We start from the raw sequence: 16,311 nt of genomic DNA on the forward strand, positions 1-16,311 counted from the left end.
TCAGGAGTAAAAATTACTTGTAAATAGGTCAGAACTGACCTATTATAAACATATCGAGAGGGGATAGTCCCTGATCACCAAAGCCGCTCAGTGGCAGGAGATAAAAATGAAAACATTAACTTTTAATAACGGTACTGTTTCTGTTGGTGATGTGTTTGTATCTTCATGGGGATATGAGCAAACTAACGTTAATTTCTACCAGGTTATTTCTGTTCACGGTAAAAAAACCGTCACCGTCCAGGAGGTTCGCGCTTCTGTTCTTCTGACTCGTTCAATGAGTGGATATAAGACCCCATTGCTTAATGATTTCTGTGGGGAGCCATTAAAGCGTCGTGTGCGTGATTGTTACAGCGTACCTGCAATAGAGATTGAATCATTTGAGATGGCCTATAAAACTCAGCCAGAAGAGAAACACGAATTTACATCATATTACTAATCACAGGGGCGTAATTGCCCCTAATTACCAAAGCCGCACAGCGGCAGGAGAATAAAAATGCATTTTACAACTTTTCTGAAAAAACATTTCGATATAGAAAAAATTGTTGGCACTTCTGATTCTGGAAATGATACCGAATCTATTTATGTTTATGAAAAAGGAAATGATTGCGAACCGTTGTTTATTCTGCGTGAGTCATGGATAAATGCAGAAATTAAGAAGTGTGGGATATGGACTGTTGGTAACATATATTCCACGTTGGAACATGGAAAGGAGTACACCGAATCTGAATTAAGAGAAATGATTAAGAAAGGAAAGGTCACTAGCAAATACTAACTTTTTTTGGGGGGGTAACAGGCTGTGGGGCAGCCTGTTACCCAATGACAAATGTATCTTTGGAGATTTTCAAATGTCAGTGTGCGAAATGATAGAGCTTGCCAACCGGATTGTAAACGGGGAACAAGTCAAAACCCCAGCAATAGAAGCATGGATTATTAGCGAAATCATTTGGTGGGCGCATAACCGGGATAATGCTTTAGTTTGATGTGAAGGGGGGAGATTATTCTCCCCCTTTTTTTTGTGTATTAATACACATCATTTATTTTTTTAACCGCTCGCCGCAGCCGAACGACCGAGCGTAGCGAGTTAGTGGCGAGGAAGCGGAATTTTTTCAATGTTGCATAGAGCAGTTACGCACGAAATTAATCTTCTTTTTTGCTTTTGTGTGTATATGTGTGTATAATTAGTGGCAGGTTAGGGAGGACATATGAAATCTGCTGACCTGTTGAAAGAGCTGATAGCTGCTGGTTGTGAGTTGAAGCGGCATAAGGCGAGCAGCCACCAGATATGGTGGTCGCCCATAACAGGAAAAACTTTTCCTGTGCCCCATCCGAAAAAAGACTTGCCACTGGGTACTGTCAGATCGATCAGAAAAATGGCGGGGATTTAATCCCCGCCGACTTTGGAGGTAATCATGTTTTTTTCTGTGGGTGTCGAAACACCGAAAGATGACCATACGGCATATGGTATAACCGTTCCGGCTTTTGATCGTTTTGATTTTGGCTGTGTCTCTGCTGCCGATACTCAATCAGAAATTCCTGTGATGGCGCGAGAAGCGATATTGGCTATCGTGGAAGAAATGGTTTTAAGTGGTTCTTATTCTGTTGATGATATTCATGATGACGGCTGTTTAACATATGCCGCAAATCAGGACTATAGTCACTGCGATAGCTGGTTTGTAATTGATGTTGATTTGTCTGAAATTGAAGGTAAACAACAACGTATTAATATTGCGTTGCCTGATGTGTTGATTCGTCGTATTGATGGATTTGTCAGAGAAAGTGGCGGTGTTTACAGAGATCGTAGCCATTTTCTTGCTCAGGCCGCGCGGCATGAACTTTCATATAAATGAAAAATCCCCGCTTGATGCGGGGATTTTTTTACCTACTGCGGCTTTCCAGTGCATTTAACTTAGCGGTTGCAATTTTTTGCTGTTCTTTAGGTAGTAGAGAGATCGTTTCTTTTGTTAGTTTTTGCATATCCATGTAGCCGGATGCATAGAACTGTAGCGCCTGTTCTTTCTGTGATTGCGCAACATACCAGAACGCACCAGAAAAAGCGGCTGAAATTCCAATGGTGCAGGCTACACATAATGCTATTGCTGTACTTTTACTAAATGGCTTTGTGTTTTTTGAAAATTCAGCAATGCTCTTTTTGTAAGAGTTGTTTAGCTCCTCCTGGTTTTTTCTTAGTAAGGATATAATATCTATTATTTCATTGTTTAATTTTTCCTTCGCTAAGACTGCTGTCTCATTGATTTCATTTTTGCCATGCTCTATGGCTTCTTTTATTTCGTTATCAAGATCACCACAAGTATCTACAATTTTTCTGAATCGCTGAATATTTTCTTCTTCTAATGAACTTAATACACTCTTGAATGCATCAGCTAAAGTGGTGAAATCATCTTTTAATAAATCAGATTGTCTCTTTTGAATTTTTTCATGGAGAAATAGCAGGGATAGTACAGGATCATCTTTTGATATTCTTACCCCTGTTTTCTTGAAAACATCAACAACAAAATCATTTATCTGATCTTCTGCTTCATGAACAGCCCTTTCGGGCTGTTGTAATTCAATATCACTCATGCATTGGCCTCTACACTTTCAGGGTCATAGATTGCATCAAGCTGTACATATACATCGTTAAAAACACGCTTGAGGCGGGATTTAGCCATTAATCCAAACTCTTTCGATTCAAGCGCCTCAGTCAGTGTCATTGAATTGGCTGTTAATTTTTTTATGTCAGTATCAAAAGCATCGCTTTTGCGATCTTTGATCAATATTGCGCCAGCAATAACGTCTTTATTTTTTTCAAAAAAGTTTGTTTCAGTTATATGCTTCCCTGAAAGTATCGGTTCGCCCTGGAACTCATTAATCCATACGATTATTTTAACTTTCGTACCTTTTACAAGTTTAACGATATTTTCAAAACCTTCTATTGTGTCCGCTTGTGCCTGACCACCAACAATAATAGTATGGATATAAACATCCTGTTCAACTTCATTGAACATATCCATTACACAGTTATCATCGAAATACTGAAGTAATGGCAAGAACGTAGAAGCACCATTATCAATAACGAAATTAATGTTTCCGCCTTCAAGAATAGATTCAAACATGCTATCAAATTTTGATTGCACAATGTTGTTATTTTCTACAATCTTGATAATTTCAGCATTAAGGCGTTTTACTTTTGCTGTAGTTGTATTTACTGGGTCTGTATCCGCGACAACAACATTTTCAAGTTTTTTTTCATCAATAAAATATTGAGACAGTATTGATGTGGCAAAAGATTTACCTACACCGCCTTTACCTTGCAATATAAAATTGATTGAAGTATTCATGTTTCATCCTTATTTGTATTTGTCTTCAAATTTTGCCATTGTTGCCGAAGCATCATATTCCAGTTTTCTCTCTTTTTCTCTTTGAGAGAAAAAACCTTTTATCGCTGGTTCTTTTGTTGTTTGAGTCGATTTGTCACCTTGAGGCGGCAACTTGTTTGCGACTCCAGATTCGTTATTTTTCTTTTCCTGTGATAAGCGTTTCTTTTTTGCTCGTTCAACCATATTTCTATAAGCACGTACAGCCAGCGTCGAATCAGTATTCTGATTTATATATGTGCATATCTGTTCCCAGGTATATGTTTTCTTGGCTTCAAGTATCTCTTGAAGGTACAGATTAAATGCAGCTTGTTTTGATTTTAGTTTTTCATTTCTTATCGCTTCACAAAGTGGTGATAAGAACGCGTCGATGCTTTGCATATGTTATCCTCTATATATTTACCTCCCAATATGACAAAACTATCCCTAAATTGCAATGTGTGTGTCCTTATGTGTGGCATTGTGTGTGTCATTTTGTGTGTTGTCAAGGTTTTTTGTGTGCTTTTGTGTGTGTTCTTTTGTGTGCCATTATGTGTGTCTGTGGTGCTATTGTGTGTGTCGTTTTGTGTGTCTAGTCTGAATCGTTTTCTAAAACACAGGCACGACACCGATGTATACACGCCATTTCATGGCCTGTATAATCGTCGTGCCAAAGGGGATGCCCCTTTGAAACCCCGAACGGTTGCACCGTTCAGGAAGTTCTACGAACTTTAAGGTAAAGGCGTTATGGCGATAGAAAGAAAAAACGTTATATCAATCCGGTTAACCGATGAAGAATACCAGCCGTTCAAGGAGCTGCTGGAGCATACAGACATTGGCAAATCCGAGTTTTTTCGCGCACTGATTCTGAATCGTATTAGTGAATTGCCAGTGAAGCCAAAGCCAACGACAGATTACAAGCGTTGTCTTTTTCTTATGAACAAAACAAGCAATAATCTTAATCAGATTGCACATCGTTTAAATCTGGATCATAACAAGGGAATTATATCATCTTCATTGTATGAAAGGGCGCTCAATACCTTGATAAATATCCGTGATTTATTGCAGGGCGCACTAAAATGATAATACGCTATGGCGGTGGCAATCATGGTATTGCAGAATACCTTGAAAATGGAAGAAAAGCGGAGCGTGAGTATACCCGTGATGAACTTGACCATAGATTTATCATTGACGGCGATCTGGCTACAACAAATAAAATAATTGAATCAATAGAAGATAAAGGGCAGGAGCGATACCTGCATATCACATTATCATTTGCAGAAAATGAAATATCAGAAGAAACACTGAAAAACGTGACTTCTGATTTCAGGAAGATGCTCATGAATGCCTATCATACAGATGAGTATTCTTTTTATGCAGAAGCCCATCTTCCAAAAATTAAAAATATTGTTGATAACAAAACTGGTGAACTTGTGGAGCGTAAACCACATATTCACATTGTCATTCCAAGAACAAATCTTGTCACAGGGAACTCATTAAATCCGCCAGGAGATCTGACAAATCTCAAAACTCAGACTCAACTTGACTCTGTTCAGGAATATCTTAACAACAAATATAACCTGATAAGCCCAAAGGATTCCGTTCGTGTAAGTGATGAGAACTATGCAAACGTGCTGTCACGAGTAAAAGGCGATTTATACCGTGAACGGAACAATGAAGTAAAAAAGGAAGTCTTCTCCAGAGTTACAAATGAAAATATTAACTCGACGGATGCATTCAAAAATTTATTAATGCAATATGGTGATGTAAAAATTCGCAATGAGGGGAAGACTAATCAATACTTTGCTGTGCGCCTTAAAGATGACAAAAAATATACTAATTTTAAAAACCCATTATTTAGTTCATCTTTCATAGAAAAACGTGAACTACCTTTAGTAAAGCCGACCCTGGCACAGATTAACAATAACGTTAGTACCTGGCTTGATAAAACCAGTCACGAAATAAAACATATTTATTCAAAATCGAGTAAAACGCGTGATCACTATAAGGCGCTTAGTGAGCCGGAAAAGAAAAGTTTCCTAAAAAACAGGATTGATGACTATGACAAAAAATACAAACTTAACACAAAAAATTCTGAAAGAACGCAAGGACGGTCTTGTGGTAACAAGTTCAGTATTGAATCAACTTCCAGATTCAGTAGAACTAAAACAAGAGTCGGCGTGCCACGTTTGCCCCAACGCGGTTTGGTTTACGGAATCCACGGGAGAGGAAAACCGCCCGAATCTGTCCGTATTTTGCAGGATAATGAACAGCGTAATCTGGCAAACAGAATGGAAAACAGATCGCATTCTGATTCAGCAATGCGACGGAATGCTGATCGACGATTCTCAGAACGAGGAATAAAAAATATCGGTATATCAACGCCATTACATGAAGCATTATTTCAGAAGTTAAATAATGATGCAGAACGTAATGAGTTAAGCACAATGGCAGAAATCAGAAAGGAAATTGATCCTGAGCGTTTTCTTTCTGCGACTGCACGTGAATTTAATGTTGTACCTGGAGAACATGCAATCAGTAAAGCAAAAGATGGTTCTCCACGTTTTGCAGTTGGCAACAGAAATCTTAATGCGTCTGATTTTTTAACTAAATATATTAATTTATCATGGTCTGATGCAAAAAGTTTCTTACTTAAAACATATGGAGAACAACTGTCTGAAAAAACGTTTGAGCCGGTAGCAACAATAAGAAAACTGAGTTATGAAGAATCCAGAGAAAGATTTTCTTCCTTTAAAAAAACAGACATTTCTTTAAGGAATATTATTCGTGCAGAAAAGAAAAATATGTATAATGAATTGCGCGAAATGCGGCAACAAATTTATTCTTTACCTAAAGAAAATCGTGATGTAGCTAAAGGTGTTTTAGTTTATAAGAAAATAACCACTCTTGAACGACTGGATGATATGTATGCTGCGGGACGTAGTTTTATCAACCAGTATCATAAAGACTGGAATGAGGATAAAAATGCTATGAAAGCAATTGATAAACTCAAAAATTATCTTAATAAAGAAAATGAAAACAGTATTTCTGGTGCTGAAATTGAGCTATCACTGGAAAAAGCTGTTCAGGCACAAAAGCGATTGCAGGAACTGCAACAAACAAATACCAGGTTGAAAGATCTTGTAATGGATAAACAAGAAACCAAGATTGTTTATCGTGACCAAAAAACAGAGTCCCCCGTATTTACTGATAAGGGTGATTTTGTTGTTGCCGGAAAGAATCCTTCTAAAGAAGAGATCGGCATCATGCTGGAGTATTCGAAAGAGAAGTTTGGCGGTGTGCTCAAACTTACCGGAAGCGAAGAGTTTAAGAAAGAATGTGCTCTTGTAGCGGCAGAACGGGATATGAATATTATTCTGCGCCCTGAGAAATACCAACAGATGATGCTGGAGCATAAAGCGGAGCTTGAGTCTAAAGCAATGCAGCAGACTGAACAGGAATCCCAGCAACAAACCCAGGTTGATAATGAAATCAGCAAGGCAGATGTTCATCAGAACCAGGCGTCAGCGGAAGAGGCTAAACAAGAAATTTATCTGGTCAGCCATACAAGCGTACACGAACAGAACGAAGGGGTCATTTTCTATTCAAAAGAGGCTGCTTACAGCTACTTTGAAGAAGACAAGAAAATGGCAATCGAGAAATACGAAGCGAACCCACATTTGGGAAATGGATTTGAAGGTGCGTTGCTTGTTTCCAAGACCATAGCGGCCAGCGAGCTGTCCTCTTATCCAGAAAAACTGACAGCAGAATTTGATAAACCCTACGAAATCCTGGCTGATTCATACAAGGAATACACCCGTACACCTGTATATGTTGTTTCGTTCCCGAAAGATGAACTCAACCAGCCTGTTAAGAAGTTCGAATCGCTTTCTGAAGCTATTGAGTATAAAAATAATACTGCAATGCTTCATGATCTGGATAAAAGGGAAGTTATTGTTAAATCTGTAACCAGAGAAGAATTAGGGATGATGGGAGAGCAACTTGCCGTTAAAGAAGCGGAACCTGTTCCACGACATGAACTTGAAAAAGCACAAGGTCGTGATGTCAATGAGCAGGATGGTTTGATACTGGATGCCATTGATCGCTATCAGGCTAAATTTGAAGCCGAGGGATTAGCGTTTAACCGTCAGGAGACTGAAGCCGAATTGTTACATCACGATTTCACTCGCGAAGTAGCAGAAGATCGTCTTGAACAACAGTTCGTACAGGAAAAAGCAGAACAGCAAAATCAGCAGCAATCTGAACAGGAACGATAAAGAGAAAGCCCACGAAATTAATTCGTGGGCTTAAATCTGAAGTTTAAATAACGCTCTCACTAGAACACCGCAACGGTTCAGCACATATCGATCTTACCGCCCAGTAACATAAAAATGAAAACCGTTGTTAATGGGAGCAATATTGCCAGGGCAAAAACGATTAGATTACTTCTCCTGCCAATATTGAATACTATACCAGCTATCAATACTAAAAAGAAAAATACAACTGGTACAGTCCATGTAATAACTGGATTATAGCTTATAATTCCTAAATCAAAGATGCATTGTTCCATAGAGTTAAACTCCTCCTGTGAGGATTATAGTCCATCTCATTTCATCGTTTCTTAAAGCCCACTCATTCGCAGGCTTAAGTATCATTCAGAATTTTTATTCCAGTTATAGCAGACAAATATTAATGGCAGAGAAAAACCGAAAGTTAAGTATAATAAAATCCCAACTGATTTACTATCTTCATCAGGTAATAAGTAAAATGCTAATAACATAAAAAGATTTAGGTAAATTCCACATAAAATCAAAAAAAATCTGTATCCCGTCATCTGATTTTCCTTTACATCAACATCAAACTATTTGTTAACGGTTGGTCTTCCGGCCTTCGGACTGTTTTTCCTTATATCATCAAACAACCTCCGGCGTTCTTCTGCTGATACCAGACGTAGAGCTGCCAGTGCCGCCCTGATAACTTCAGCACGGCTTGCACCGTACTCGTTCTGGAACTCCTGCGCTGTATCGAGATCATCATCTGTCATTGTCAGATTTATACGCGTTACTGCGGATGCCGATGCCGGTTTTTGTGCCGCAGAACTTACAAACTGGCGCAAATCCAGTGGCTTAATTTCCTGATCTATTTTCTTGGGGAGCTTTGCCATAAGGTATCCTGCTTTTTGTAAAGTGTGTAATTATACACACTTTTTATAGCTGTAGAAGTTCCAGCATCCAGGTGCCGCAAATTGCCAGGCCACCTGCAAGTAGAAGCATAGGTGCATCATGCCATGACCAGCGTTTCTTATTTTTACGGAGAAAACATACGCAAGCACATGTGGTTAATATTGATACAGCAATAAAAAGCCATCCGATCAGGGTGCTGAACTGAGCAAATGGTGATAAAACACAACCTGAACTATTCAGGCAAGGGGATTCATGTTGTTTGAGCATAGTAAATCCCATCCAGAGTGATGACACAGGCAGAAATACGCACACAGCCGGAATTATTAGCCTGGCGGAGAATATCCTTATCAGGAGTATCAATAGTGATAAGAACAGAAAAAGACTGAGCATGTTATGTTTCCTGTTTCCTGTTATTTGTTGTGTAACAATACACACTATTGCTATTCAGATAAGCCCAAGCGCCCGTATACCGCAAACAGCTAAAAAACCTGCCAGACCACAATAAATCAGAACCATAACCGCATCTGTCCATGAGAAGTGCATTCTGTTTTCGTGGATGGAAATACATCCGGCAGCAATGGTTATTACTGCGACAGTAAGAAAAAGCCATCCCTGCCAGGGGCTGATATTGGATACAAACAGAAAATGGGCGAGCATACATCTCCCTTGCTTTTAGTGTGTAATAATACACATCAAAGAATACCCGTTTCTTTTAACAGTAACTCAATTTCGCCACGGGCTTTGTTTCCCCGTTTATCATCGTATTCGTGTACGCCCATACCACTGTTATAGGCTTTTTTATGCGCAGTACGCATATAGATACGCTGGCGGGGAACCGGAAGCCAGTCCGGATCATCATTGAGTTGTCGGCGCAGTTCTGACGCTTCACTGTCTGACGGGTTAGTTGAACACTTATTCAGGACAATCCATGCTTTCATTGACGGATTGACTCCGGCCTGTGCTGTTTTAATGTCGAAAACCAGCCGTCCCAGCGTGTTGATCTCGATGCCTGCTCCTGGCTCAATGAATGTGAACAGAATGTCAGCACAACTCAGTGCCTTAACGAAGGCCGGAGATTTCATTCCTGGCGTATCAACAAACACATAATCAAAGCGGGCAGCCAGTTTTCGTGCCATCGCCGGAATATCTGTGTAGCACTCGAAATACGGTATTTCAGACAGCCGCTCGTTGGTTTTACGTTCCTCGATGAAGTCCTTGATGCTTCCCTGCGAGTCTGTTTCCAGGAAACAGGCTGTTTTCCCTTTCCTGATGGCACAGACACATAAGGAACAAAGCACGGTGCTTTTGCCTATGCCGCCTTTATGCCCTGCAACTGTAATGATTTTTCCCATCACAAAATCCTCCCGGCTAAATGGTGTGTATTAATACACAATCTTTTGTGATGAAAGTATAACCGTACAATTGCGTGCTGGCAATAGCCTAATGGTGTGTATTATTACTTACCATTGAGGCGCTCAGGATATCCGAGAAGCTGTTTTGCAAGCTGTGGATCGCAGGTAAAGGACAGGCCACTTCCTGTAAGGACGTCCAGCGAAAAAATACGGGTGTAAATCTCGGTGCTTCTTGCATAACGGTGTCCCAGCAGGGATTGCAGTACGCGCGGAGGAACGCCACTCATTGTCAGGTGCATGGCGTAACTGTGGCGAAACGTGTGAGGCGTGACCGGAACCGAAAATGTTACGCCGTCACGCTCTGCCCGTGCCACTGCGGTGTTTATCCAGTTCAGCGGTGTCTGTCTCGATGTTATGTCCCACACTGGCTGATGTTTGATCCGCTTTTTCCAGGTCGCCAGGTATTCCCGCATACGCAATGCGTATCCGGCATCCAGAACAGGAACCAGCCTTACAGCAGGCTCCGGTGGTTTTCTGTATCGCGGATCAGGATGTAATGGCGGATGCCTGGTGGTCGGTCGTCCAGGTCTTCTTTCTGCTTCTTTTATACGTTGCTTGAGTGTTTTCAGGATCACCACGGGTTGCGGGTACTGGCGCGTCGGAGTCAGCATAAAATCAGCAGGTTTCAGCGCCAGAGCTTCATTCAGTCGTGCTCCGGTATTCCAGAGTGTCTCAAAGTACATACGGATGCTCAGATCATCAATGTAGGAGAGAAGCAGTGAGACTTCCGGTGCTATCAGATATTTTGGCATTCCTGCGCCAATCTGCGCCGCCAGATCCCGCATATTACGGGCTGCATCGGGAGAGATGGTTAAATTCCAGGCGTCGCTACGTGAAATCTGGAAAATTTTGGCGGGTAAGTGACTCAATTTTTAAATCTCCGCACCTGTTTTTTTGGGATGTGTCAGCAATTATGACCTGGAGCAGAGGTGCGTCCGACAATAAAAATTCCGATCACCAAAAAAAATTTTGGACATTTTTTCCGATAATGCATTTTTGTCCAGGCGGATATGAACGGCAGGGCAGGACGAAATCTGGAAGTTATCCTGAATGACCCAGGATATGGGCGCGTATGCCGGAGCAGAGCACCAGATAAAGGAAATAAATTCAGTGTATGTTGTAACTAATGAGATCTGGACAGAATAACCTGTATGTCCAGGTGATGCGGGAAATCTTCTTCAAATTATCTGGTGCGGTCGCAACTGATAAAGGCGTTGGCCAACGCGCTCAATGCAAAGCCGGCGTTTAGATGATTTTTATTTTACAGTGAGTTATGTCATTTCTGCCGAGGAGAATATTGGTGAGTTTTTTTGAAAAATGTCACAGTACGTTAAAGGGCAGGAAGCGGTTCACTTCCTGCCCTTAGTTACGTTTCCGCTGTCATCAGTCGATGAACTGGCGAATCAGTTCCAGAATTGCAATCAGCGCGTTTGCAACGGCGACCACAGCCCTGAGAACGATGATTAACAGATTAATCATCCGTTTCTCCAGTAAAACTGGAGGAAATCACCGTTGCTTACTCATACACTGCCTGTCACAACGGCTCTCTCGCATTGTTAGGTGTAGAGTGACCTCCTCCTGCCAGAGCACCGAATACAGCACCACCTGTTTATCCAGCCAGGACTTTAAAATCGTTCATACCCGCAGATACGGGAAGAGCAGGATTACAAGCCAACTACATGACTAACTGACTGATTATACGCTACACAAAACACCCGTTACACAACTAAATGTGGTTCCTTAACCACATTTAGTTGCTTTACAGCACCATAGTGAATAAAATGTAAACGTTAGGTGTAGAGTAACCTTCTCCGGTCAGAGCCACCAACTCAAGGCCGGAAAGCACAAAAAAGCCCGATTACCAGTCGGGCTTTTTTGTACCTGTCATTCAACTGAACTAATCTCAATAAAGATGCATCCAAGAGAGATTTTTATTTGGATTCGACGTTAATATCTACACAGAGGAATTTGTATTCAGGATTGTTTATTTCAAAATGTACTTTACGCTCACCATCAGGAAATAGATTTGGATTACGTTTACCAATTGAACGAATTATTTCGTTAACTTTGACATAGCCAAGTATCTGACTTACTATATAAACGTTGGATATTGATAGCCATCCTCTGGTCAGAGCAACCAACTCAGAACCGGAAAGCAAAAAGCCCGATTAGTCGGGCTTTTTGTATTTATCATTTGCCTACTGCGTCTTTTTCCGTTCCCAAAAGATGTTAATTATTTGGTGTTTAAATACTTTGCTAAAAACATTTTCAGACGTATAGCATCCACAGCATTTAAGTGTACAACCTCTTCTGTTGTAAGAGTAACAGTAGCAACATCAGTCTTGTCATAATATATTGATACTATATAATTTATATTAATATAATAACCTTCTTTCACTTCAAAAAATTTCATTTCCATTTCATAATCTCCTTGTAAAGGACACAATATGAACTTATCTTTATATGCAGTTAAGTTTAACAAATAGCACAATCTGAAGACTGACAAACCACCCCTGGTTAATCGGACGCTTCAGACGTGCCATTGGATGTTATATGGAGAACAAGGGATAATCAACTATTGCTACTTTTTGGGGGTAAATTCAAACCCTAATTTTCCTGTTGCGTTATCAAGTAATTTAACTTTAGCCGAAAATTCTTTATTCGTCCTGGAACTAACAAACCCTTTTAACTCTCCTGTAATACCTTTTGTTAGCAAGATTTCTACTTGCTTGTCAGAAAGCTCCTTACCAGAGAAGTTCTTCCAGATTTTAAATTCACATCCTGTACAGAAATAACCTTTTGGCCTGATAGCAATCTGCTTACCACAGGAAGGGCAGGGAGCATTCAGGCGTTGAGATTGGCCTGCTGGCGCTGCTGCTTCAATTTTCATCTCGCCCAGGTCAACATCTGTAATCATGCCGCTCAGTTCACCGTAAAGCTCATTAATAAACTCTTCAACCGTCAGATCACCATTTTCAATAGCAGCCTGTTTTTCAGCCCATAATGCTGTCATATCTGGATTAACAGCTATATCCGGCAGAGCATCAATAAGCGCATATCCGGTATCTGTCGGAATGAGTTTTCCTTTTTCCAGCGTGATATAATTCCTCTTCTTCAACGTTTCCAGAATCGCTGCGCGGGTAGCTGGCGTACCAATGCCGCCATGTTCATCTTTTTTGTCTTTATCTTTATCCTTCAACAATTTTTTAATCGTTGGGTCAGTGACAAAATCCGCGACACGAACAAGCGCAGCAAGCAAGGAGGCTTCAGTAAATAATGGCGGCGGTGTCGTTTTCTTCTCATTAACTACAACTTCTTTTGTCGTCAGTGTTTCTCCTGTGCGAATTTTACAGAGTAGTTCAAAAGCGGAATCATCGTTATCTTCTGATTCACCTTCGTCTGTGGTTTCCGCACCAAGAAATGCCTCAAATCCGCTGTCAGTTGTTTTTCTGGCACGAGCATAGAACGACTCATCACCACACTGAATGGCAACCGATACTTCCTGGTATGCTTTTTCAGGCATGAACTGAACAAGATAGTGTTGTGCGATCGCAAGGTAAACATTGCGCTCGTCGGTGCTGAGTGCGTTAACATCAGGCACACTGGCTGTCGGGATTATCGCAGTATGCGCAGTCACCTTTGCACTGTTAAACGCCTTGCTTTTACGTGCGGAATCAATATCCAGCGCCTGAGGAAATATTGATTTCAGGGCATCGATAACCTGTGGCGCTTCGCTGAATTGTTCATCAGAAAGATATGAGCAATCAGAGCGGTTATAAGTGATCGCTTTGTATTTTTCGCGTAGTTGTTGCGTAACATCCAGCGTTTTTTGCGCTGTCATTTTGAACTTTTTGTTCATGTATTGCTGGAGCCTGACCAGGTTAAATGGCAACGGTGCGGCAGTTTTTTTATCATCAGTTGCTGCCGCTTCAACGGTGGCTGGTTTTCCCGCAAGAGATGCCGCCGTTCCGTTTGCCCATGCCTTATCAAGCAATTTACGATCTGTCAGCGGAGCAAATTCCCCTGGTTTCCAGTTTGCACTGAGAACATCAGCACCACGCTGAAAGACTCCGGTCATGGTGTAGTAAAAACTGGATTTATGGTTCTGGTTAGCACGGGTACGATTCACAATGAGGCCAAGAACGGGAGTCTGGACGCGCCCGACAGACAGAACGCCCTGATATCCTCTGGCTTTTGCCGGAATGGTGTACGCACGAGTCATAGAGAAGCCATAGACGGCATCGGCAACTGAACGCGCCAGCGCCTTAAGGTAAAGTCCTTTGAAATCACGATTGTCTTTAAGATTTGCCAGTGCCTTTTTCACTGCCGGAAGCGTGTTGTCGTTAATCAGAACGCGCTTTACGGGTTTTGTGTTGCCTGCATATTCCAGGACTTCATCAACCAGTAGCTGTCCCTCATCATCAGGATCGCCAGCGTGAACAATTTCAGTCACGTCTCCACGGCTGATAAGTTCGAGAATCGTTTTAACCTGTTTTGCGGCACTTTCGACAGGCTGATACTTCACGGGATAAAGACGTAAAGGAAGCGTTTCAACTTTCCAGACTTTATATTCAGGATTATAGTTTTCCGGTGGCTGTGATTCGATAATATGACCAAAACAGTTAGTCACAATTGCGTTATCACTTTCAAACCAGCCATCATGGCGAGTAAAATTGCCACCAAGCGCCTTAACAATATCATTCGCTACTGCGGGTTTTTCTGCAATAAAAAGTCTCATTTTATTATCCTTTAAATAACTAATGCACTTTCAATAGATGGTTGTTTTTTGAATAAAGAGAAGTCCGTTTTTAATCGTTCAGACTGAATAGTGTGAAGTAAAAGGCTTTCCTCTCTGGATAGAAGGAAGTCTCCCCATTCGAACTCTTCCCACATATCATGGCTGCTTTCACCAGGTTTATTTAATAAAGATTCCATTTTGGGCTGAATTCTGGCAGGAGGATTATTTTCATAAGCTGAATGCACCCTGTCACTCCACTTATCAAAAGAACCATTTAATAGAATTTCCTGTGATACCATATCAAAATCATCATCTTCTATATAGGTATTGACCCGATGATATATTAATCCCATATCTTCAATATCCCAGGTGTATATAGTAGTAAACCATCTTAATTTTTTATCTGTTTGCAAAACAAGGCCATTAACTGACTTTCTTCCTTTTCGCATTCCAACCCATAAACATTTATTAGGCCACGGTCTGCCTACAGACAATGATTCACTATCAATTATAAAATCAAGTTCAGGTATGGAAATGGTTTTAAGGCTACATTTATTAGCCATGCGATGAAAAAGTTTAGGAACAATATGCAGATACATAGTGGTTTCCTTTATCTCATTTTCAAGTCTGGACTTATTACCAAAAAATCACTAACGCCCTTCGGTTGTTCAACCCCGCAAATCCCAGATTAAAATCTGGAATCTGCGAGGTTATCATTGATGATTACTTACAACCTTCTGACCAACCAATACGATTCATAGAAGGAGAGCAATCAGGTTTAACAAACTTACCTTTCATCCATTCAGCTTGTTTTTTTCCTGCATCAGTATTCTCATAGCTTTGTCTTTCAACATTACTTGCTCCTGTTTTCTGACTATTAGCCGAGTTCTGTTTTGCAAAAGCAGAAAAGGTAGTCAGCGACAGAATCATTGCATAAACTAATGTTTTCATTTTTTATCTCCTTTCACGTAGATAGTTTATTACCAGCCACCCGCAAAACCTGCACCAAGGACAGTGTTATGAGATGAATCCCATGAGACGTTAAGGCGCACATTTGTATTTGCTGATGTTTTATATTGAATACCCGCAGCAATTGCGTTTCCATTCTGATAATTACCAAGCCCAACACCATATGAAAAATTATTCTCAGCTACATATGGAATTGAAGATATTGCGGCGACACCTGCAATACCGGCATTAAGACGTTTTTCAGCACGCTCAATCTTTTTATTCAATTGTTCAAATCGCTGATTTGACTGATTGTTTAACTGATTAAATCGGTTATCAGTATAGTTATTCGCATTTTGTTCAGCTTTATCAGCCGCATTTTGAGCATACTGTATGCTTTGCTCGTATTTTTCATTTGTATAACTGATACCTTGTTGATATTTCTTATCCGTATAGTTGTTTGATGTGCTAATTGCCTCATTTTTGGCATTGTTGATATTGGTATTCAGCTCTGTTTTCGTATCACTGATTTTACTGTCTGTGTAACTGTTGGATGAGCTGATCGCGTCATTCTTTGCCTTATCAATATTGGCATTCAGTTCTGTCTTCGTATCACTGATTTTGCTGTCAGTGTAGCTGTTAGATGAACTGATCGCGTCATTCTTCGCCTTATCAAT

Annotated in this window: 18 protein-coding genes; 6 read left to right on the forward strand and 12 right to left on the reverse strand. The window is 40.6% G+C overall.

The window, feature by feature from the left end; genetic code table 11:
- Window positions 1-106 precede the first annotated feature (106 nt).
- From D9738_RS20640 to D9738_RS20655, 4 genes are all read left to right on the forward strand, one after another.
- Window positions 107-436 carry a hypothetical protein gene (locus D9738_RS20640; protein ID WP_000855123.1) on the forward strand — a complete coding sequence of 110 codons (330 nt, stop codon included), beginning with the start codon at window positions 107-109 and terminating at the stop codon, window positions 434-436.
- A 57-nt stretch (window positions 437-493) separates the two neighbouring features.
- Window positions 494-772, forward strand: a complete 279-nt coding sequence (locus D9738_RS20645; protein ID WP_000545934.1) for a hypothetical protein — start codon at window positions 494-496, stop codon at window positions 770-772.
- Window positions 773-1,202: 430 nt separating this feature from the next.
- Window positions 1,203-1,385, forward strand: a complete 183-nt coding sequence (locus D9738_RS20650; protein WP_000833471.1) for a type II toxin-antitoxin system HicA family toxin — start codon at window positions 1,203-1,205, stop codon at window positions 1,383-1,385.
- Window positions 1,386-1,409: 24 nt separating this feature from the next.
- Window positions 1,410-1,847, forward strand: a complete 438-nt coding sequence (locus tag D9738_RS20655; protein ID WP_000466317.1) for a type II toxin-antitoxin system HicB family antitoxin — start codon at window positions 1,410-1,412, stop codon at window positions 1,845-1,847.
- A 28-nt stretch (window positions 1,848-1,875) separates the two neighbouring features.
- Here D9738_RS20655 and D9738_RS20660 read toward each other — a convergent pair whose 3' ends face one another.
- From D9738_RS20660 to D9738_RS20670, 3 genes are read right to left on the reverse strand one after another with little or no spacing between them, the layout of a single operon-like run.
- A complete protein-coding gene (locus D9738_RS20660; protein WP_080171974.1) occupies window positions 1,876-2,580 on the reverse strand; it encodes a hypothetical protein in 705 nt (234 codons plus the stop codon).
- The gene (locus D9738_RS20665) at window positions 2,577-3,338 is read right to left on the reverse strand and encodes a conjugal transfer protein TraL (protein WP_001097937.1); all 762 of its coding nucleotides are present in this window, start codon (window positions 3,336-3,338) and stop codon (window positions 2,577-2,579) included. The genes D9738_RS20660 and D9738_RS20665 overlap by 4 nt, the downstream gene beginning before the upstream one ends.
- A 9-nt stretch (window positions 3,339-3,347) precedes the next feature.
- Entirely contained in the window at window positions 3,348-3,755 is a 408-nt protein-coding gene (locus D9738_RS20670) for a hypothetical protein (protein WP_001190619.1), read from the reverse strand.
- A 345-nt stretch (window positions 3,756-4,100) separates the two neighbouring features.
- Here D9738_RS20670 and D9738_RS20675 point away from each other — a divergent pair, with 345 nt between their 5' ends.
- Both D9738_RS20675 and D9738_RS20680 read left to right on the forward strand, forming a co-directional pair.
- Complete coding sequence (locus D9738_RS20675; RefSeq protein ID WP_000963832.1) at window positions 4,101-4,436, forward strand: DUF6290 family protein; 336 nt, start codon at window positions 4,101-4,103, stop codon at window positions 4,434-4,436.
- On the forward strand, window positions 4,433-7,630 hold the full coding sequence (locus D9738_RS20680) for an LPD7 domain-containing protein (protein WP_130261054.1): 3,198 nt from the start codon (window positions 4,433-4,435) through the stop codon (window positions 7,628-7,630). Before D9738_RS20675 ends, D9738_RS20680 begins: the two co-directional genes overlap by 4 nt.
- A gap of 584 nt (window positions 7,631-8,214) precedes the next feature.
- Here D9738_RS20680 and D9738_RS20690 read toward each other — a convergent pair.
- The 9 genes from D9738_RS20690 to D9738_RS20740 all read right to left on the reverse strand — a co-directional run.
- A complete protein-coding gene (locus tag D9738_RS20690) occupies window positions 8,215-8,517 on the reverse strand; it encodes a hypothetical protein (RefSeq protein WP_001096503.1) in 303 nt (100 codons plus the stop codon).
- Between the two features lie 711 nt (window positions 8,518-9,228).
- Window positions 9,229-9,888 (reverse strand): division plane positioning ATPase MipZ, encoded by a 660-nt coding sequence (locus D9738_RS20705; protein ID WP_130261058.1) that lies wholly within the window; start codon window positions 9,886-9,888, stop codon window positions 9,229-9,231.
- Window positions 9,889-9,992: 104 nt separating this feature from the next.
- A complete protein-coding gene (locus D9738_RS20710; RefSeq protein WP_130261059.1) occupies window positions 9,993-10,817 on the reverse strand; it encodes a tyrosine-type recombinase/integrase in 825 nt (274 codons plus the stop codon).
- A 514-nt stretch (window positions 10,818-11,331) separates the two neighbouring features.
- Entirely contained in the window at window positions 11,332-11,427 is a 96-nt protein-coding gene (gene dqlB / locus D9738_RS25480) for a DinQ-like type I toxin DqlB (RefSeq protein WP_000609147.1), read from the reverse strand.
- 754 nt (window positions 11,428-12,181) lie between these two features.
- On the reverse strand, window positions 12,182-12,367 hold the full coding sequence (locus tag D9738_RS20720) for a hypothetical protein (protein WP_130261061.1): 186 nt from the start codon (window positions 12,365-12,367) through the stop codon (window positions 12,182-12,184).
- A gap of 162 nt (window positions 12,368-12,529) precedes the next feature.
- Window positions 12,530-14,686, reverse strand: coding sequence for a type IA DNA topoisomerase (locus D9738_RS20725; protein WP_130261062.1), 2,157 nt, complete (start codon window positions 14,684-14,686; stop codon window positions 12,530-12,532).
- Window positions 14,687-14,697: 11 nt separating this feature from the next.
- Window positions 14,698-15,285, reverse strand: a complete 588-nt coding sequence (locus D9738_RS20730) for a DUF6012 family protein (RefSeq protein WP_130261063.1) — start codon at window positions 15,283-15,285, stop codon at window positions 14,698-14,700.
- 124 nt (window positions 15,286-15,409) lie between these two features.
- Window positions 15,410-15,637, reverse strand: a complete 228-nt coding sequence (locus tag D9738_RS20735; RefSeq protein WP_000855410.1) for a hypothetical protein — start codon at window positions 15,635-15,637, stop codon at window positions 15,410-15,412.
- A gap of 29 nt (window positions 15,638-15,666) precedes the next feature.
- Window positions 15,667-16,311, reverse strand: a 645-nt coding sequence (locus tag D9738_RS20740; RefSeq protein WP_171021419.1) for a YadA-like family protein, incomplete at its 5' end; no start/stop codon positions are given.

It is taken from the genome of Escherichia sp. E10V5, assembly GCF_004212315.1.
Lineage (GTDB): Bacteria > Pseudomonadota > Gammaproteobacteria > Enterobacterales > Enterobacteriaceae > Escherichia.